Origin of the sequence: Actinomadura flavalba DSM 45200 (assembly GCF_000374305.1) — a bacterium.
Taxonomy (GTDB): Bacteria; Actinomycetota; Actinomycetes; order Streptosporangiales; family Streptosporangiaceae; genus Spirillospora; species Spirillospora flavalba.
Genome location: NZ_KB894096.1, coordinates 540,360 through 556,995, shown reverse-complemented (window position 1 = coordinate 556,995; position 16,636 = coordinate 540,360). Strand labels below are relative to the sequence as shown.

Annotated in this window: 18 protein-coding genes; 10 read left to right on the top strand and 8 right to left on the bottom strand. The window is 74.3% G+C overall.

Going from position 1 to position 16,636, the window contains the following annotated elements; all coding sequences use genetic code 11:
* Positions 1 to 17 precede the first annotated feature (17 nt).
* Together C229_RS0118630 and C229_RS0118625 are read left to right on the top strand one after the other, a co-directional pair.
* Entirely contained in the window at positions 18 to 887 is an 870-nt protein-coding gene (locus C229_RS0118630; RefSeq protein WP_018656614.1) for an AAA family ATPase, read from the top strand.
* 4 nt (positions 888 to 891) lie between these two features.
* Positions 892 to 2,283, top strand: coding sequence for a vWA domain-containing protein (locus C229_RS0118625; RefSeq protein ID WP_018656613.1), 1,392 nt, complete (start codon positions 892 to 894; stop codon positions 2,281 to 2,283).
* Here C229_RS0118625 and C229_RS0118620 read toward each other — a convergent pair.
* Entirely contained in the window at positions 2,264 to 3,637 is a 1,374-nt protein-coding gene (locus tag C229_RS0118620) for an MFS transporter (RefSeq protein WP_018656612.1), read from the bottom strand. The two genes, C229_RS0118625 and C229_RS0118620, sit on opposite strands and share 20 nt — an antisense overlap.
* A gap of 99 nt (positions 3,638 to 3,736) precedes the next feature.
* On the opposite strand from C229_RS0118620, the gene C229_RS0118615 reads away from it, so the two are divergent.
* Positions 3,737 to 4,234, top strand: a complete 498-nt coding sequence (locus C229_RS0118615; protein WP_018656611.1) for a winged helix-turn-helix transcriptional regulator — start codon at positions 3,737 to 3,739, stop codon at positions 4,232 to 4,234.
* 73 nt (positions 4,235 to 4,307) lie between these two features.
* Positions 4,308 to 5,903 (top strand): adenylate/guanylate cyclase domain-containing protein, encoded by a 1,596-nt coding sequence (locus C229_RS0118610; RefSeq protein ID WP_018656610.1) that lies wholly within the window; start codon positions 4,308 to 4,310, stop codon positions 5,901 to 5,903.
* Here the strand turns inward: C229_RS0118610 and C229_RS0118605 are convergent.
* The 4 genes from C229_RS0118605 to C229_RS0118590 form a co-directional block, all read right to left on the bottom strand.
* The gene (locus C229_RS0118605) at positions 5,856 to 6,581 is read right to left on the bottom strand and encodes a hypothetical protein (protein ID WP_018656609.1); all 726 of its coding nucleotides are present in this window, start codon (positions 6,579 to 6,581) and stop codon (positions 5,856 to 5,858) included. The genes C229_RS0118610 and C229_RS0118605 overlap by 48 nt on opposite strands.
* Positions 6,582 to 6,623: 42 nt before the next feature.
* Positions 6,624 to 7,256, bottom strand: a complete 633-nt coding sequence (locus C229_RS0118600; RefSeq protein WP_240487342.1) for an MBL fold metallo-hydrolase — start codon at positions 7,254 to 7,256, stop codon at positions 6,624 to 6,626.
* On the bottom strand, positions 7,253 to 8,338 hold the full coding sequence (locus C229_RS0118595; RefSeq protein ID WP_018656607.1) for an S-(hydroxymethyl)mycothiol dehydrogenase: 1,086 nt from the start codon (positions 8,336 to 8,338) through the stop codon (positions 7,253 to 7,255). The genes C229_RS0118600 and C229_RS0118595 overlap by 4 nt, the downstream gene beginning before the upstream one ends.
* Before the next feature lie 70 nt (positions 8,339 to 8,408).
* A complete protein-coding gene (locus C229_RS0118590; protein WP_018656606.1) occupies positions 8,409 to 8,966 on the bottom strand; it encodes an AAA family ATPase in 558 nt (185 codons plus the stop codon).
* A 241-nt stretch (positions 8,967 to 9,207) separates the two neighbouring features.
* Here C229_RS0118590 and C229_RS34710 point away from each other — a divergent pair, with 241 nt between their 5' ends.
* Positions 9,208 to 9,357, top strand: coding sequence for a GPGG-motif small membrane protein (locus C229_RS34710; protein ID WP_018656605.1), 150 nt, complete (start codon positions 9,208 to 9,210; stop codon positions 9,355 to 9,357).
* Positions 9,358 to 9,478: 121 nt separating this feature from the next.
* Here the strand turns inward: C229_RS34710 and C229_RS0118580 are convergent, their stop codons facing one another.
* Positions 9,479 to 10,141: an MBL fold metallo-hydrolase gene (locus tag C229_RS0118580; RefSeq protein WP_018656604.1), complete on the bottom strand. Its 663-nt coding sequence runs from the start codon at positions 10,139 to 10,141 to the stop codon at positions 9,479 to 9,481.
* A 160-nt stretch (positions 10,142 to 10,301) separates the two neighbouring features.
* Between C229_RS0118580 and C229_RS33005 the strand changes: the two genes are divergently transcribed.
* Positions 10,302 to 10,784: a hypothetical protein gene (locus tag C229_RS33005; protein ID WP_018656603.1), complete on the top strand. Its 483-nt coding sequence runs from the start codon at positions 10,302 to 10,304 to the stop codon at positions 10,782 to 10,784.
* Positions 10,785 to 10,792: 8 nt separating this feature from the next.
* On the opposite strand, the gene C229_RS0118570 is transcribed toward C229_RS33005, so the two are convergent.
* Positions 10,793 to 11,212 (bottom strand): nuclear transport factor 2 family protein, encoded by a 420-nt coding sequence (locus C229_RS0118570; protein WP_018656602.1) that lies wholly within the window; start codon positions 11,210 to 11,212, stop codon positions 10,793 to 10,795.
* 123 nt (positions 11,213 to 11,335) lie between these two features.
* Between C229_RS0118570 and C229_RS0118565 the strand changes: the two genes are divergently transcribed.
* The 3 genes from C229_RS0118565 to C229_RS0118555 all read left to right on the top strand — a co-directional run bounded on the left by C229_RS0118565 (position 11,336) and on the right by C229_RS0118555 (position 15,438).
* Positions 11,336 to 11,929 carry a GNAT family N-acetyltransferase gene (locus tag C229_RS0118565; RefSeq protein WP_018656601.1) on the top strand — a complete coding sequence of 198 codons (594 nt, stop codon included), beginning with the start codon at positions 11,336 to 11,338 and terminating at the stop codon, positions 11,927 to 11,929.
* Between the two features lie 189 nt (positions 11,930 to 12,118).
* Positions 12,119 to 14,953 carry an excinuclease ABC subunit UvrA gene (gene uvrA / locus C229_RS0118560; RefSeq protein ID WP_026313920.1) on the top strand — a complete coding sequence of 945 codons (2,835 nt, stop codon included), beginning with the start codon at positions 12,119 to 12,121 and terminating at the stop codon, positions 14,951 to 14,953.
* Positions 14,954 to 15,009: 56 nt separating this feature from the next.
* Complete coding sequence (locus C229_RS0118555; RefSeq protein WP_033424482.1) at positions 15,010 to 15,438, top strand: Rieske (2Fe-2S) protein; 429 nt, start codon at positions 15,010 to 15,012, stop codon at positions 15,436 to 15,438.
* Here C229_RS0118555 and C229_RS31050 read toward each other — a convergent pair.
* Positions 15,435 to 15,905, bottom strand: a complete 471-nt coding sequence (locus C229_RS31050; protein ID WP_018656598.1) for a DUF2867 domain-containing protein — start codon at positions 15,903 to 15,905, stop codon at positions 15,435 to 15,437. The genes C229_RS0118555 and C229_RS31050 overlap by 4 nt on opposite strands.
* 104 nt (positions 15,906 to 16,009) lie before the next feature.
* Between C229_RS31050 and C229_RS0118545 the strand changes: the two genes are divergently transcribed.
* Positions 16,010 to 16,597, top strand: coding sequence for a TetR/AcrR family transcriptional regulator (locus tag C229_RS0118545; RefSeq protein ID WP_240487330.1), 588 nt, complete (start codon positions 16,010 to 16,012; stop codon positions 16,595 to 16,597).
* Positions 16,598 to 16,636 lie beyond the last annotated feature (39 nt).

Sequence of the window (16,636 nt, the reverse complement as noted above, 5' to 3'; positions counted from 1 at the left end):
ACCAGGAAGGGCGGGGGATGACCGATCCGCTGTTCGCCTCGCCCGACGACGCCGCGCTGCGGCTCGCCGGCACCGGCTACCTGACCGATCCGGACATCGCCACCACGGTGTTCCTGGCGCAGGAGCTGGGCAAGCCGCTGCTGGTGGAGGGCCCGGCGGGCGTCGGCAAGACCGAGCTGGCCAAGGCGGTCGCCGCCGCGACCGGCGCCGGGCTGATCCGGCTCCAGTGCTACGAGGGCCTGGACGAGGCCCGCGCGCTGTACGAGTTCAACTACAAGAAGCAGCTCCTGGCGATCCAGGCCGCGCCCGCCGACCGGGCCTGGCAGGAGACCCACGACGACATCTTCTCCGCCGACTTCCTGCTGGAGCGCCCGCTGCTGGCGGCGATCCGCCGCGCCGAGCCGACGGTGCTGCTCATCGACGAGGCCGACAAGGCCGACGTCGAGGTGGAGGGCCTGCTGCTGGAGGTGCTGTCGGACTACCAGGTGACGATCCCCGAGCTGGGCACGATCGCCGCCGTGCGGCGGCCGTTCGTCGTCATCACCTCCAACGCGGCGCGGGAGCTGTCCGAGGCGCTCAAGCGGCGCTGCCTGTACCTGCACCTGGACTACCCGTCGCCCGAGCGCGAACGGGCGATCGTGCTGGAGCGGGTGCCGGGCATCGAGGCGGGGCTGGCGGCGCAGCTCGTCGCGACCGTCGGCACGCTGCGGTCGCTGGACGTCAAGAAGGCGCCGTCGATCGCCGAGACGATCGACTGGGCCCGCACGCTGCTGGCGCTCGGCCTGGACGAGCTGGACGAGGCCGCCGTCGCCCGCACCCTCGGCGTCGTGCTCAAGCACGTCTCCGACCAGCGGCGCGCCGAGGCCGAGCTGGGCCTGAAGGGCTGAGGCGGTGGGCTCGCTCGTCGACCGGCACACCGCGTTCGTCGCCGCGCTGCGCGAGGCGGGGCTGCCGGTGTCGGTCGCCGAGGGGCTCGACGCGGTGCGGGCGCTGGGCGCCGTCGACCTGCTGGACCGGGCGTCACTGCGGGCCGCGTACGCGGCGACGCTGGTGAAGCGGCCCGCGCACCGCGACACCTTCGACACGCTGTTCGACCTGTGGTACCCGGCGGCGCTGGGGGACGGCGCCGCGCACGTCCCGGACCGTCCGGGCCGGACGCTGGACGCGGAGGGCGCCCCCGTCCCCGCCCCGCTGGACCCGGTCGTCCAGGAGCGGCGCGCGGAGCTGGAGGGGCTGCTGCTGGACGGCGACGAGGCGGCGCTGCGGCAGTTCGCCCGCGACGCCGTCGCGTCGTTCGGCCGCACCCCCGGCCAGGAGTCGTGGTTCTCGACGGGGGTGCTGCGCTCGCTGTCGCCCGAGACGCTGATGGCGGGGCTGCTGCGCTCGGTGCTGGCCGGGCGGGAGCGCGGCGGGCTGGCCGAGCGGGTGGCGCGCCGCACGTTCCGCGACCGGATCGCCCGGTTCGAGGGCATGGTCGCGACCGAGGTGCGCCGCCGCATCGCCGAGGACACCGGCACCGAGCGCACCGCGCGGCTGGTGGTCCGCCCGCCGCTGGAGCGGCTCGACTTCGGCCGGGCGGGCCGCGCCGAGCTGGACGCGCTGCGCCGCGAGGTGCATCCGCTGGCGCGGCGGCTGGCGACGCGGCTCGCGCAGAAGCAGCGGGCGGGGAACCGGGGCCGCCTGGACTTCCGCCGGACCGTCCGGGCGTCGCTCGGCAGCGGCGGCGTGCCGCTCACCACCGTCCACCGGCCGCGCCGCCCGCACCGACCCGAGCTGGTGATCCTGTGCGACGCCAGCGACTCGGTGTCGGCGTTCGCGCACTTCACACTGCTGCTGACGTTCGCGCTGCGCGAGCAGTTCAGCAAGGTGCGGGCGTTCGCGTTCATCGACGGCACCGACGAGATCACCCGGTTCTTCGCGCCGGGCGTGGACGTGGCGGACGCGATGACGCGGATGGCGCGCGAGGCCGACCTCGTCTGGATCACCGGCCGCAGCAACTACGGCCACGCGATCAAGGTGTTCGACGAGAAGTGGGGCGACGCCGTCGGCCCGAACGCGACGCTGCTGGTCCTCGGCGACGCCCGCTCCAACTACGGCGAGCTGTCGCTGCCGATCCTGCGCGAGCTGGCGGGCCGCGCCCGGCACGCCTACTGGCTGAACCCCGAGCCGCGCGGCGTCTGGGACACCGGCGACTCGGCCGCCTCCCGCTACGGCGCGGTCGTCCCGATGTTCGAGTGCCGCAACCTGGTGCAGCTCACCGCGTTCATCGAGGAACTCGCCTGACGACGAGCGCGAGCCCCGCGCCCAGCAGGCACAGGACCCCGCCGACGCCCAGCGCCACGGGGGTGCCGCGCAGCAGCCCGGCCGGGTCGTCGCCGCCCGCCGCCGACGCGATCGCGATCATCACGGCGACGCCCACGGACGCGCCGACGTAGCGCGCGGTGTTGGCCGCGCCCGAGCCCATGCCCGCCTGCTCGGGCGGGACGCCCTCCAGCGCCAGCCGGGCCAGCATCGCGTTGCCGACGCCGCTGCCGACGCCCGCGATGACCAGGCCCGGCACGAGCGTCCACCACCGCGTCCCGGCGTCGAGGCCCAGCAGCGCCAGCGTGCCGATCCCGGACAGCGCCAGGGCCAGGGCGAGCAGGCTGCCGGGGTGCCAGTGCGGCGGCAGCCGCCGGACGCCGAGCGCGGCGACGAACGACACCCCGGACCAGACGGTGAACAGCAGCGCGGCACCGAGCGTGGACAGGCCGAGACCCTGGTCGAGGACGGGGGCGAGCAGGCTCATGCCGCCGATGACGCCCACGCCGACGACGAACGCGCCGGTGACCGACAGCAGGAACAGCGGGCGGCGCAGCAGCCGGGGGTCGAGCATGGGCCGCGCCCGCCGTAGCTCGATGACCGTGAACGCGGCGAGCAGCAGCGCGGCGAGCGCGAACGCGACCGCGACGCCGGGGGCGCGCCAGCCGGTGCGGCCGAGCGTCACGGCGGTGAGCAGCGCCGCCGACCCGCCCGCGAGGGTGAGGACGCCGGGCACGTCCAGCCCGCGCCGGTGCGCCGCGCGGGACTCGGGCAGCGTCCGCCGCGCGACGGCCGCGAGGGCGAGCGCGGCGAGCGCCGTCACGACGTACCAGAGCCGCCAGCCGGCCGCGTCCAGGACGGCGGCGGCGAGCGGGCCGAGCGCGATGCCGAGGCCGAGCATCGCCCCCCACAGCGTCGTGCCCCGGGCGCGCTGCTCGCCGTGCGCGGACGCCCCGATGACGCCGAGCCCCGCCGCGAGCAGCGCGGCGCTGGCGGCGCCCTGGCCGATCCGCCCGGCCGAGTACCAGACGACGTCGGGCGCCGCCGCGCACAGCAGGCTCGTCGCGGCCAGCAGCAGCGCGCCGAGGACGAAGACGCGGCGGCGGCCGTGGTCGTCGGCGAGGCTCCCGGCGGGGAGCAGCGCGGCGGCCAGGCCGAGGTTGACGGCGGACAGGATCCAGATCGTGCCGCCGGCGCCCGCGCCGAGCGCGGTGGCGGTGCCGTGCAGGGTCGCGATCGGGGCGGTGTAGTTCATCAGCGCGAGCAGGGTCGCGGCGGCGGGCAGGGCGAGCACGGCCGTGGCCGTGCGGGGAGGACGCGGCAGAGTCGTCGTCACGGGTGCTCCTCGGGGGAATCGTGGTTCGGTGACCGAACCACGGGAACCGTAACACAGCGAAGTTCGGTCACCGAACCGCGATCGGGGTAGGCTGGGGCCATGGCACTCGGCAAGGACTACGCCGCGCAGGACTGCGCCGTCGCCCGCGCGCTGGAGATCGTCGGCGAGCGGTGGACGCTGCTGATCGTGCGGGACGCGCTCTACGGCGTCCGCCGGTTCAGCGACTTCCACTCCCACCTGGACATCCCGCGCGCGGTGCTGTCGGCGCGGCTGGCCGCGCTCGTCCGCGACGGCGTCCTCGCCAAGTCCGGCGCCGAGTACACGCCGACCCCCGCCGGACTCGAACTGTTCCCGGTGATCATGGCGCTGGGCGGCTGGGGCCTGCGGCATCACGCCCGGGGGCCCGTGCAGCGGACGTTCGTCCACGCGGGCTGCGGCGGGAGCCTGCGCGCCGACAGTTCCTGCACGTCCTGCGGGGAACGGCCGCCCGTCGCCGACGTCGAGGTCCACCCCGGACCCGGCGAGCCGGGCCGCGACGACCCCGTGAGCGTCGCGCTGCGCAAGCCGCACCGGCTGCTGGAGCCGCTCCGCACCTGACCGCGTCAATGTGACGAATCGCCCTCGGTGTGACGTACGGAACAGCGGAGGCGACCGGCTACGCTCCACGACCATGGGAAGTGACGAGCCGCCGCGGCCGATCGGGCTCTGGCGCCTGATCGACGGCCCGCCCGGTGCCGGGCGCCCGGCCGTCGCGCGGCGCGCCCGCGTCCTCCTCACCATCGCGGCCGGGCTCGCCAACCTCATCGGCGCCCTCGTCGTCCTGGTGTTCACCGTCGTGCTGCCCGATCCAGGCGGCGAGGCCCCCGAACGGCTGCGCGACGTCAACCTGTGGCTGTTCAGCGCCTACCTCGCGCTGGCGCTGCCGCTCGGCCTGCTGCTCGGCGCCCGGCTGTACCGGCGCATCAGCGCCGTCTTCCTGGCCGGTGAGGACGGCGGACGCGCCCGCTCGCTGCTCATCTACGCCCCGCTGCGGCTGATGGGCGTCCACCTGGCGCTCTGGTCGGTCGGCACCGTCGGCTGGATCGCGATCAACCTGCCGTTCTCGCCGCTGCTGGCCGCCAAGCTCGGCGTGACGAGCCTGCTCGGCGGCCTCACCACCTGCGCGATCGTCTACCTGCTCACCGAACGGATGCTGCGCCGCGCCGTCACGACCGCGCTGCGCGAGGGCGTGCCGACGCGTACGGGGCTGCCGGGCGTCGTCGCGCGGTCGGTGCTGGCCTGGGCGCTCGGCACGGTCGTGCCGATCCTCGGCCTGATCGTGCTGGCCGCCGCCGCGCTCGTGCTGCGCACCGTCTCGCTGGTGGACTTCGCCGTCGCCGTCCTCATCCTCGGCGGCACCGCGCTCGCCGTCGGCTTCGGCGTCACCTACGGCGCCGCCCGCGCCATCGCGGCGCCGGTCGAGTCGGTCCGGCTCGGGCTGGCGCGCGTCGAGCGCGGCGACCTGGACGTCGAGGTGCCCGTCTACGACGCCAGCGAGATCGGCCGCCTCCAGGTCGGGTTCAACCACATGGCCGCCGGGCTGCGCGAGCACGAGCGCCTGCGCGACCTGTTCGGCCGCCAGGTCGGCGTGGACGTCGCCCGCGTCGCGCTGGAGCACGGCATCGACCTCGGCGGCGAGCAGCGCGAGGTCGCCGTGCTGTTCGTCGACCTCATCGGCTCCACCGAGCTGGCCGCCGACCGTCCGCCGACCGAGGTCGTCGGGCTGCTGAACGCGTTCTTCGCCGTCGTGGTGGAGGTCGTCGGCGCGCACGGCGGCTGGATCAACAAGTTCGAGGGCGACGCCGCGCTGGCGATCTTCGGCGCCCCGCTGGACCTGCCGGACGCTCCCGGCCGCGCGCTCGCCGCCGCCCGCGAGCTGGGCACCCGGCTGCGCGCCGACGTCCCGGCCGTCCGGGCGGCCATCGGGGTGTCGGCGGGCGAGGCCGTCGCCGGGCACATCGGCGCCGAGGAGCGCTTCGAGTACACCGTCATCGGTGACCCGGTGAACGAGGCCGCCCGCCTCACCGACCTCGCCAAGTCCACGCCCGCCCGCGTGCTGGCGTCCGGCGCGGTGCTCACCGCCGCCCCCGGCGAGGCGGAGCACTGGGACCTCGGCGACGAGGTCGTGCTGCGCGGACGCGGCCGCCCCACCCGGCTCGCCTCGCCCCGCGACCCGGGCCTACGCGACGACGAGGGTGGCGCCGTGGAGCGTGGTGTACTGCGGTGACCGGGTGAAGCCCGGCCCGGTCTCCTCGCCGAGGTAGAGGTCGGCGTGGTGCTCGCCGCCCCAGCCGGGGCGGAACACGTCGGTCACCGTCCAGGTGGCGCGCTGGAACAGCGTGCAGACCGGCGCGGGCACGGTCTTGCCGGTGCCGTTCCTCCCGCAGCCCGCGATCGTGAAGCGCTGCCCGCGCGCGAGGACGTCGCGGTCGGCCGCCGCCGACTCCCAGGCGCGCAGCGGGCGGGCGCCCGAGTCGCGCGGAGTGGTGTCGAGCCACCAGCCGGTGCTGCTGGACCAGTTGAGGTAGCGGCCCGCGCGGGGGCCCTCGGTGATGCGCCCGCTGCCCTCCACCCGGATGATCTTCAGGAAGTCCTCGGGATAGGAGCCGAGCGGCGTGCTGCCCCACTTGCAGTGCAGTCGCGGGCAGCCCCGCACGGCCTTCGGCTCTCCGCCGTGGTACTTCTCGACGGCCGTGTAGTACGTCGTGACGCGCCAGCGCCCCGGCTTCCCGAGCGGACGGGCCGTCCGGGCCGGATCGGGCGGCGGCGTCCACGCGGCGGACGGGCTCGCCGCGGGGACGGCGGCCGTCGGCGGCGCGGCCGGGGGCGACGCGGCGCCCGGCGTGCCGCAGCCCGCCAGCGCCGCGACGCCCAGCGCGGCGGCGGCAAGGCCCCTGGGACGCACTCGCACCTCCCGGTCACGACGTTCCCAGGGACCTTAACCCGGTCAGTGACCGCGCGCGATCCACTCCTCCAGATGCGGCGCCTCGCCGCCGATCGTCGTGGAGTCGCCGTGGCCGGTGCGCACGACCGTCTCCGGCGGCAGCGTCAGCAGCCGCTCCCGGATGGAGCCGATGATGACGCCGAAGTCGGAGTAGGACCGGCCCGTCGCGCCCGGCCCGCCCGAGAACAGCGTGTCGCCGGAGAACACCGTGCCGAGACCGGGCGCGTACAGGCAGACCGCGCCGGGGGAGTGGCCCGGGGTGTGCAGCACGGTCAGCTCGGTCCCGGCGACCGTGATCACCTGGCCGTCCTCCAGCGGCCCGTGCGGGGCCGTGCCCGGGTGCCGGTGCTTCCACAGCATCAGGTCGTCGGGGTGCAGCAGGATCGGGGCACCCGTCCGCACCGCGAGGGCGGGCGCGGCGTCGATGTGGTCGTCGTGGCCGTGCGTGGACACGATCGCCACCAGGTGCCGGTCGCCGACGGCCGCCGCGATCGCGTCGGCGTCGTGCGCGGCGTCGATGACGATCGCCTCCCGGTCGTCGCCGACGATCCACACGTTGTTGTCGACGTCCCAGGTGCCGCCGTCCAGCGAGAACGTCCCGGAGGTGACGAGATGGTCGATGCGGGCCGTCATCAGAACACCACCACCGAGCGCAGCACGTCGCCGTGGTGCATCTTGGCGAACGCGTCCTCGACGCCGTCCAGCGGGATCGTCTCGGACACGAACGCGTCCAGGTCGAGACGGCCCTGGAGGTACAGGTCGATGAGCATCGGGAAGTCGCGGGAGGGCAGGCAGTCGCCGTACCAGGACGACTTCAGCGACCCGCCCCGCCCGAACACGTCCAGCAGCGGCAGGTCCAGCCGCATCTCCGGCGTCGGGACGCCGACGAGCACGACCGTCCCGGCCAGGTCGCGGGCGTAGAACGCCTGCTCGTAGGTCTCCGGGCGGCCGACCGCGTCGATGACGAGGTCGGCGCCGAACCCGCCGGTCAGGTCGCGGACGGCCTCGACCACGTCGGTGTCACGGGCCGCGACCGTGTCGGTGGCGCCGAGCGCCGTCGCGGTGGCGAGCTTGCGCTCGTCCAGGTCGACGGCGATGATCCGCGCCGCCCCGGCCAGCCGCGCGCCGAGCACCGACGCGGCGCCCACGCCGCCGCAGCCGATGACGGCGACGGTGTCGCCGCGCTGCGCGTTCCCGGTGTTGAGCGCCGCGCCGAGCCCGGCCATGACGCCGCAGCCGAGCAGCCCCGCGACCTCCGGCCGCGCCGCCGGGTCGACCTTGGTGCACTGCCCGGCGGCCACCAGCGTCTTCTCCGCGAACGCGCCGATGCCGAGCGCGGGGGACAGCTCGGTGCCGTCCGCCAGCGTCATCTTCTGCCGGGCGTTGTGCGTGGCGAAGCAGTACCACGGGCGGCCGCGCTTACAGGCCCGGCACTGCCCGCACACGGCCCGCCAGTTCAGCACGACGAAGTCGCCCGGCTCGACGTCGGTGACCCCGGCGCCGACCTCCTCCACGATCCCGGCGGCCTCGTGGCCGAGCAGGAACGGGAACTCGTCGTTGATCCCGCCCTCCCGGTAGTGCAGGTCGGTGTGGCACACCCCGCACGCCTGGACCCGGACGACGGCCTCGCCCGGCCCCGGGTCCGGGACGTTGATCGTCTCCACCGTGACCGGCGCCCCCTTACCGGCGGCGATCACCCCTCTGACCTGCTGCGTCATTGCGGCACCTTTCGTCGTTCGTCCCGCCCGAGTCTAGGCACCCCGGCGCTCCGTTCCCGCCGGGTGCGGATCAGCGGAAGGTGATGCGGGCGATGCGGTCGGCGGCGGCGCGGTCGAGGACGGTGGCGCCCGCGGCGGGGGCGGTGTCGCCCGCCTCGGCCCGGCGGACGAGGGGTTCCCAGCGGCGGCAGTGACGGGCGAAGGTGCGGTCCAGGACGACGCGGCCGCGGGCGAGCTGGCCCGCGCGCGCCGTCTCGGGCGGGACCGACAGCAGGACGAGGTGCAGTTCGCCGCCGTGCCGCCGCGCCAGCCGCGCGAACCAGCGCAGCAGATGCGGCCAGGTGCCGCGCGTGTGTGCGACGACCGAGCGGCCCTGCGCGACGGCGCGCGCGATGCGCCACACGTGCGTGAGGTGCACCAGCGGGACGCGCCAGCGCGGCGGGAAGATCGTGAGCGGGCGCGCCCACCAGTTGCGGGACTGCCGCGAGTCGATCACCAGCACCGAGCCGGTGTCGAAGGGGCGCGTCTCGTCGCCGCGCATCCGGTAGACGCGGTCGAGCAGGTGGCTCTTGCCCGCGCCCGGCAGCCCGGCGACCAGGACCAGCGATCCGGCCGGATAGCGCAGCACGGTGTCCCGGACCGCGCCGGCGCCCGCCGCGTCGAGTTCGTGGATGGCCGTCTCCCGCCCTCGCGCCGTTCTTCGGTTGACGGTGGATACGACGAACGACCGTCGCGGGCGGTTCCGGGTTCGGCGGGCGAGCCGGTGGCCCGGGGAAATCCGATCATTCCGAGAGACGGAAAATGATGGCTCTGACCTGCGAGAACGTGATTCATGGTTTGGGGTGTCCCGCTTAGGGGATTTCGCCGCCATGGTTACGATCCTGTGGCTCATCGCCGTCGCCCTCGTCATCTTCGGTATCTACGTCATCGTCGCCCGGCGCGACCTCCTCTGGGGCATCGTTCTGATCGTCCTCGGCCTGCTCGTGGGCCCGGGTGGCGTCAGCATCTTCAACGTATGACGCGGGGCCAGGAGCCCCGCACCTCGATTCCCCTCCATCCACCCAGACGGCCCGCGTGCGAACTCGCACGCGGGCCGCGCCCGTTTCCGGAGCGGTCCGGCCGGTGGCGCGGGCCGCGCCGTCACCAGCCGCGGCGGCGCCACTCCGGCAGGGACGGGCGCTCGCGGCCGAGCGTGGAGTCGTCGCCGTGGCCCGGGTAGAACCACGTGGTGTCGGGGAGACGGTCGAACACGCGCTCCTCGACGTCGCCGAGCAACTGCGCGAACCGCGTCGGGTCGCCCCAGGTGTTGCCGACGCCGCCGGGGAACAGGCTGTCGCCGGTGAACAGGTGCGGATGGCCCGCCGCGCCCTCGGCGTCGTACAGCAGCGCGATCGAGCCCGGCGTGTGACCGCGCAGGTGGATCACCTCCAGCGTCACCGCGCCGAACGCGATCGTGTCGCCGTGCTCGACCGGGTCGGTCACCGGGACCGGTAGCGGCTCGGCGTCGAACGGATGCGCCGTCACCGCCGCCCCGGTCGCGTCCGCCACCTCGGCCAGCGCCTCCCAGTGGTCCTGGTGGCGGTGCGTGGTGACGACGCGGCCGAGCGGCCCGTCCCCGACCAGCTCCAGCAGCCGGGCCGCCTCGTTGGCGGCGTCGATCAGCAGCCGCTCGCCGGTCGCCGTGCAGCGCAGCAGGTACGCGTTGTTGTCGTAGGGGCCCACCGACACCTTGGTGACGGTCAGTCCGGGCAGTTCGCGCACGTCCGGCCGTCCGCCGGCCTGGACGTGTCCGGTGTAACTCATGTCGCCTCCCGTCGCCGGTGGCCATCCTCGCGCATCGGTGACGCCGGTGTGGCCCGCGACTCCGTCGAACCGTGTCACATCACGCGGAATCCGGGGCGGAACGGACGCATGCTGAGGCCGGACGGCCGGGACGCTCCCGGCCGGAGAGGAGCCGGTGCTCATGACGACGGCCCCGTACCGGGTGGACGACCGGGACGATCCCCTCGGCCACGCCTGCGCCCTGCTGCGGCTGTGCGTCCGCGACGCGGAGGTGACGGGCGTCCTGCTGGCCCTCGTGCTGGCCGGTGTCGCGGCGCGGCTGGCGGCGGGCACCGGCCCGGCCGGGCTGGTCCTGCTGGCCGGGCCCGCCGTCCCGTTCGGCGTCGCGGCGGGCTGCGCGGTCCGGGCGCGGCGCGGGATGCTCGCCGCGCTCGGTGAATTCCGCGGACGCACCGGCGCGCCCGCCGAGCCGGACGTGCCGTGGACGCCGTCCAGCCTGGGCGCCGCGCTGCCCGCCGCCGTCCGCGACACCGAGCTGCGCCGCCTCGCCGCCGCCGCGCACCGCTGCTGCGCCCTGGCGGCGGCGGCCCTGGCGTGGGCGCTCGGGACCGCCGTCGTCTTCCTGGCCTGGACGCTGATCGCGGCGGAGATCCCGGTGCGGTGACGGACGCGCTAGCCGAGGCCGCCCATCAGGTCGCCCATGGCCGGGACGTTCTGGTACTCGCGCCAGTGCGCGATCCGGCCGTCGCGCGCCCGCAGCACGATGACGAAGCCGCTGGAGCCGGTCGCGCCGGTGTCGGTACGCGTCCCGGCCAGCTCGTACTCGGCGATGATCACCTCGGGGTCGGCGGTGCGGTGCACGACGACGTCGCGGAACTCGGTGAACCGCACGACGTGCCCGGCGTCGGCCGCTTCGGAGAACGCCAGGTAGGCGTCCCGCCCCTCGATCCGCCGGGGCATCCCGGCGGGCAGGAACGGCATCTCCACGACGACGTCCTCGGCCAGCATGTCCTCGGTCAGCGGAAGCCCGTCGCCGAGGACGCCGCGCTGGAACTCGGCGAACAGGTCGTCGGGGGTGCGGGTGGTGGTCACGGGGGGACTCCTTCGGTACTCCGGGGCGGGTGGAACGCTCCCAAACTAGCGATCATGGCCGCGGTCCGGGCCGGGGCGCGTATTCCGGTGGCCGGGACGGGCGCGGCGGGACAGGATGAGGAGATGACGACGGACCCGCAGGCGTGGCGGCCCGGCGGACGGCCGCCGGAGCGGTTCGTCCTCGGCGCGGCCGTGCTGCGCCGCTGGCGCGACGGGGACGCCCCCGCCGTCGACCGCGCCGTCACCGAGTCGTTCACCGAGCTGCACGCGTGGATGGCGTGGGCCACCGCGCCGTCCGCGCCGGGGGAGCGCGCCGACTTCGTGCGCGGTGCCCGGCGCGACTGGGACGCCTGCACCGCCTTCTCCTACGGGATCTTCGCGCCGGACGGCGGCGCCGCGCCGCGCGTCCTCGGCGGCTGCGCGCTGCACGCCCGGGGCGGCCCCGGCGTCCTGGAGATCGGCTACTGGGTCCACTCGGCCCACACCGGGCGCGGCCTCGCGACCGGCGCGGCGGGCGCGCTCACCCGGGCGGGCCTGGCGCTGCCGGGCGTCCGGCGGCTGGAGATCCACTGTGACGTCGGCAACGCCGCCAGCGCCGCCGTCGCCCGGCGGCTCGGCTACACGCTCGCCGGGTGCTTCGACCATCCGCCCGTCGCGCACGCCGAGACGGGCCGCCGGATGCGCTTCGTGCTGGCCGGCGGCCCGCGCCGGAGCTGAGGCGCGGGCGCGGGGGAGGGGCGCGTTCCGGTGGCGGGTGATGTTCGAACACGTGTACGGTCGAAATGAAGCGACGGGGGCCGCTGTTACATGTCGGGGAGAGTGCCAGCCCCTCTCGTCAGCCCCAACCGGGGACGCGTCGCGTCCCGACGGGTCGCGCCCGCAACGCAAAGGACCGGGAACAACGCCGTGCATGACCGACTCATCGTGCGTGGAGCACGCGAGCACAACCTGAAGGACGTCTCGCTCGACCTCCCGCGCGACGCCATGATCGTGTTCACCGGGCTGTCCGGCTCCGGCAAGTCGAGTCTGGCGTTCGACACGATCTTCGCCGAGGGCCAGCGCCGCTACGTCGAGTCGCTGTCGGCGTACGCCCGCCAGTTCCTCGGCCAGATGGACAAGCCCGACGTCGACTTCATCGAGGGCCTGTCCCCGGCGGTGTCGATCGACCAGAAGTCCACCAGCAAGAACCCCCGCTCGACGGTCGGCACCATCACCGAGGTGTACGACTACCTGCGGCTGCTGTTCGCGCGCATCGGCCACCCGCACTGTCCCGAGTGCTCCCGCCCGATCAGCCGCCAGGCGCCGCAGCAGATCGTCGACCGGGTGCTGGAGCTGGGCGAGGGCACCCGCTTCCAGGTCCTCGCGCCGGTCATCCGGGGCCGCAAGGGCGAGTACACCGAGCTGTTCCGCGAACTCCAGGCCAAGGGCTACTCGCGCGCCGTCGTGGACGGTCAGGCGATCCGGTTGGACGAGCCGCCGACGCTCAAGAAGCAGGAGAAGCACGACATCTCCATCGTCGTGGACCGCCTCTCCGTCAAGAACTCGGCCCGCCAGCGCCTCGCCGACTCGGTCGAGACCGCGCTCGGTCTCGCGGGCGGCACCATCGTGCTCGACTTCGTCGACCTCCCCGAGGACGACGAGAACCGCACCCGCATGTACTCCGAGCACCTGTACTGCCCCTACGACGACCTGTCGTTCGAGGAGCTGGAGCCCCGCTCCTTCTCGTTCAACTCGCCCTACGGCGCCTGCCCCGACTGCACCGGCCTCGGCACCCGCATGGAGGTCGACCCCGAGCTGGTCGTCCCCGACGGCGAGCTGTCGCTGGCCGACGGCGCCGTGCAGCCCTGGTCGGGCGGGCACGTCAGCGACTACTTCCTGCGGCTGCTGGCCGCCCTCGCCGACGCGATGGGCTTCGACCTCGGCACCCCGTGGGAGCGGCTGCCGCTCAAGGCGCGCCGCGCGGTGCTCAACGGGCACGAGACGCAGGTCCACGTCCGGTACAAGAACCGGTACGGCCGCACCCGCTCGTACTACACGGCCTTCGAGGGCGTGATCCCCTACATCCAGCGGCGCCACTCCGAGTCCGAGAGCGACTCCACCCGGGAGAAGTTCGAGGGCTACATGCGGGAGATCCCCTGCCCGACGTGCCACGGCGCCCGGCTCAAGCCGTCGGTGCTGGCCGTCACGATGGGCGGCCGGTCGATCGCGGAGATCTCCGGGCTGCCCATCGGCGAGTGCGCCAAGTTCCTGCTCGCGCTGGAGCTGAACGACCGCGAGAAGAACATCGCCGAGCGCGTCCTGAAGGAGATCAACGCCCGGCTCGGGTTCCTGCTCGACGTCGGCCTGGACTACCTCACGCTCGACCGCGCGTCCGCGACGCTGGCCGGCGGCGAGGCGCAGCGCATCCGGCTCGCCACCCAGATCGGGTCCGGGCTGGTCGGCGTGCTGTACGTGCTCGACGAGCCGTCCATCGGCCTGCACCAGCGCGACAACCACCGCCTGCTGGAGACGCTGCTGCGGCTGCGCGACATGGGCAACACGCTGATCGTGGTCGAGCACGACGAGGACACCATCGCCGCCGCCGACTGGATCGTCGACATCGGCCCGCGCGCGGGCGAGCACGGCGGCGAGGTCGTCGTGTCCGGCACCGTGGACGACCTCAAGGCCAGCGAGCGGTCGCTGACCGGCGCCTACCTGTCGGGCCGCCGCGCGATCCCGGTCCCGGCGGTGCGCCGCCCCCGGCAGAAGGGCCGCGAGATCACCGTCAAGGGCGCGCAGCAGAACAACCTGCGCGACGTGGACGTCTCGTTCCCGCTCGGCGTGCTCACGGCCGTCACCGGCGTGTCCGGCTCGGGCAAGTCCACGCTCGTCAACGACATCCTCTACAGCTCGCTCGCCAAGAAGCTCAACGGCGCCCGCACCGTGCCCGGACGGCACAAGCGCGTCAACGGCGCCGACCAGCTCGACAAGGTCGTCCACGTCGACCAGTCGCCGATCGGGCGCACCCCGCGCTCCAACCCGGCGACCTACACCGGCGTGTTCGACCACGTCCGCAAGCTGTTCGCGCAGACGACCGAGGCGAAGGTGCGCGGCTACCAGCCGGGCCGGTTCTCCTTCAACGTCAAGGGCGGGCGCTGCGAGAACTGCTCGGGCGACGGCACCATCAAGATCGAGATGAACTTCCTGCCGGACGTCTACGTCCCCTGCGAGGTGTGCCACGGCGCCCGGTACAACCGGGAGACGCTGGAGGTCCACTACAAGGGCAAGACGATCTCCGAGGTCCTCGACATGCCGATCGACGAGGCCACCGAGTTCTTCGAGCCCGTCACCGCGATCCACCGGCACCTGCGCACCCTCAAGGACGTCGGGCTCGGCTACGTTCGGCTCGGCCAGCCCGCCACGACGCTGTCGGGCGGCGAGGCGCAGCGCGTCAAGCTCGCCGCCGAGCTCCAGAAGCGCTCGACGGGCCGCACCATCTACGTGCTGGACGAGCCGACCACCGGCCTGCACTTCGAGGACATCAACAAGCTCCTCGGCGTTCTGAACGGCCTGGTCGACAAGGGCAACACGGTCCTGGTCATCGAACACAACCTGGACGTCATCAAGACGGCCGACTGGATCGTCGACATGGGCCCCGAGGGCGGCTCGCGCGGCGGCCTGGTCGTCGCCGAGGGCACGCCCGAGGACGTCGCGAAGGTCAAGGCCAGCCACACCGGCCAGTTCCTCGCCAAGCTGCTGTGAGCCCCGGGCGCTGAACCCGGCCCGCGCACCGGCGCGTATGGGTCATCATGTGGACCATGAGCGATGACGTGACCGCGGTGCCCGGCGGACCGCCGCGCCGCACGGTGCTGGCGGGCGGCGGCGCCGCGTGCGCGGCGGCCGTCCTGGGCGCGTGCGCGCCCACGGCCGAGCCCGCCCGCGACGCGAGCGCGCTGGCGGGCAGGGAGCTGGCGAAGGCGGCCGACGTCCCGGTGGGCGGTGGCACGATCAACAGCGCCCTCAAGGTCGTCGTCACCCAGCCCGCGCGGGGCGAGTTCAAGGCGTTCGACTCCACCTGCACCCATCAGGGCTGCCAGACCGACCGGGTCGCCGACGGCCTGGTGGAGTGCCCGTGCCACAAGAGCGCGTTCGCCATCGCCGACGGGTCCGTCAAGAAGGGTCCGGCGAAGGCGCCGCTGAAGGAGTACCCCGTCCGGCTCGACGGCGACGCGATCGTCGGCGCCTAGCCGTCCGCCCGGATCGTCGCCGCTGCGGGGCCGAACACGCCCGGCGCCAGGCGCCGGTGGACGGCGGACAGCGGCGTCCACACCAGGCGCCCGAGCGGCCGGCGGTAGTGCATCAGCGTGCCCAGCGCCACCTGGCCGCCGCCCGCCCGGACGACGAGGTTGGCGGTCAGCGACCGGGAGGCGGCCTCCAGCCTGATCCAGTCCGGGCCGCGTCCGGTGACCCGCCATCCGGCGACCGTCTCCGGCGAGCGCCCGCGGGCGAGCCGGAGCCCGAGCAGGCCGCGCCAGATGAACCGTTCGCCGGGGCTCGGCACGTCGCCGAACATCGCCCGCGCCCACCTTTCCGGGGTGGCGGCGACGTCCGTGGCGAAGACGAAGTCGTCGGCGTAGTCGACGGCGGGCAGGGTGCCGAGCGTGCGGAGGGAGGCGGGGACGGCGTGGGCTCCCACGGTTCCGTGCACGGTCATCGGTGGTCTCCGTCCTTGTATACGGTGGCGTATAACTCGACGCTAGACCGATATATACGGCTCCGTATATACAACTGTGAAGTGAGGTGGGTCACACCGTGGCCGTGACGCGCACACCGCGCGACCGGTGGGTCGACGAAGGACTGCGGGTCCTCGCGGAGGGAGGCGTCGACGCCGTGCGCGTCGAGGTGCTGGCCAAGCGGCTCGGCGTCACCAAGGGCGGGTTCTACGGGCACTTCGCCGACCGTGGCGCCCTGCTGGAGGCGATGCTGGACGCCTGGGAGCACGAGAGCGTCGACGAGGTGCTCGACCGCGTCGAGCACGAGGGCGGCGACCCCAGGACCAAGATCCGGCGCGCGGGCGCGCTCACGTTCTCCGACGACCGCCTGCTGCCCATCGACCTCGCCGTCCGCGACTGGGCCCGGCGCGACGAGGTGGTCGCCGCCCGGCTGCGCCGCGTCGACGGCCGCCGCATGGGGCTGCTGCGCGAGGTGATCGGCACCTTCTGCGCCGACCCCGACGAGGTCGAGGCCCGGAGCCTGCTGGCCTTCTGCGCGGCGATCGGGCAGCACTTCCTCGCCGCCGACCACGGCGACCGCACCCGCGCACAGGTCCTCGCCCGCGCCACCGACCTCCTGCTCGACCGCCCCGCCGGGACCACGCCGCCGCACGACGCGCCCGGCCCGGCGTAGCGGCCCGTCGCCCGTCCCCGGTTGTCGGTGGTGCCGACT

Excerpts from the sequence above, each read along its gene's own strand:
- C229_RS0118555 (WP_033424482.1), top strand. The coding sequence starts at position 15,010 with ATGAGCGATGACGTGACCGCGGTGCCCGGCGGACCGCCGCGCCGCACG.
- C229_RS31050 (WP_018656598.1), bottom strand. The coding sequence starts at position 15,905 with ATGACCGTGCACGGAACCGTGGGAGCCCACGCCGTCCCCGCCTCCCTC.
- C229_RS0118580 (WP_018656604.1), bottom strand. The coding sequence starts at position 10,141 with ATGAGTTACACCGGACACGTCCAGGCCGGCGGACGGCCGGACGTGCGC.
- C229_RS33005 (WP_018656603.1), top strand. The coding sequence starts at position 10,302 with ATGACGACGGCCCCGTACCGGGTGGACGACCGGGACGATCCCCTCGGC.
- C229_RS0118565 (WP_018656601.1), top strand. The coding sequence starts at position 11,336 with ATGACGACGGACCCGCAGGCGTGGCGGCCCGGCGGACGGCCGCCGGAG.
- C229_RS0118610 (WP_018656610.1), top strand. The coding sequence starts at position 4,308 with ATGGGAAGTGACGAGCCGCCGCGGCCGATCGGGCTCTGGCGCCTGATC.
- C229_RS0118595 (WP_018656607.1), bottom strand. The coding sequence starts at position 8,338 with ATGACGCAGCAGGTCAGAGGGGTGATCGCCGCCGGTAAGGGGGCGCCG.
- C229_RS0118615 (WP_018656611.1), top strand. The coding sequence starts at position 3,737 with ATGGCACTCGGCAAGGACTACGCCGCGCAGGACTGCGCCGTCGCCCGC.
- C229_RS34710 (WP_018656605.1), top strand. The coding sequence starts at position 9,208 with ATGGTTACGATCCTGTGGCTCATCGCCGTCGCCCTCGTCATCTTCGGT.
- C229_RS0118630 (WP_018656614.1), top strand. The coding sequence starts at position 18 with ATGACCGATCCGCTGTTCGCCTCGCCCGACGACGCCGCGCTGCGGCTC.